The sequence below is a fragment of the Stenotrophomonas maltophilia group sp. RNC7 genome, assembly GCF_030910085.1.
Classification (GTDB): Bacteria; Pseudomonadota; Gammaproteobacteria; order Xanthomonadales; family Xanthomonadaceae; genus Stenotrophomonas; species Stenotrophomonas sepilia.
This window is the reverse complement of sequence record NZ_JAVFVN010000843.1, coordinates 1-701: the sequence shown is the minus strand read 5'-3', so window position 1 is coordinate 701 and position 701 is coordinate 1. Positions and strand designations below refer to the sequence as shown.

Below are 701 nucleotides of genomic sequence, written 5' to 3'. Positions count from 1 at the left end.
TTGTATACGACAGGGATGTATCCACCAAATTTTAATTTTGTTAAGTGGAAAGAGCTTGGGGTGGCTTTCAGGCTAAACGAAGAATCTGTTTTTGATGAAAAGTTTTGGGAAAAATTTAATGAATGGGGACAAAAGTACATTTCTGAAAATCTGTAGTTTATACAAAACCTTGATTGGTATCATGCCTTTCAAGGTTTTTTTTGGGCTACTTAGTGCCGTATGAATCTATTATTCAGCAAATAACATATCTAACACATGTAATACATGCATGAAGATTTCGTCATTTAGCTTGTATGAAAGAGCTTCTTGCCTAAGGGCTGGAGATCGGCACCGAACTGGGTTCCATTCAGTGACAGCTATTTCAGAGATTATGATCGCAACGTACAAGTGTTTGCAGATGAGATGGATGGGATAGGCGAAAGCTATGGAGTACCAGCAGGACTATTCTCAGGAGCGACGAAGGGTGTAGTGAACGTAGGGAACTTCTTCATGGTCGAAGAACTTCGAATGTTTGCAGACCCTAACGCGGCAGACGGCGATAAGATGCTTGCTCTTGTAACGATGGGATTTAAACCAGCGAAGGCTGTAAAACCATTGGTCAAAAGTGGAAAGAGATTAGGAGGCCCTGGGTATCTACAGACCTTCTCGGCGTCTAAGGGGAAGGGAGATATTGCTAAGATTCCTGGGAGCGTACAGAATCG

General features: G+C 42.2%; 1 protein-coding gene. It reads left to right on the top strand.

Going from position 1 to position 701, the window contains the following annotated elements; all coding sequences use genetic code 11:
• Positions 1-306 precede the first annotated feature (306 nt).
• Positions 307-701: hypothetical protein (locus tag RCF13_RS20190; RefSeq protein WP_308141511.1), on the top strand; the 395-nt coding region annotated here is incomplete at its 3' end.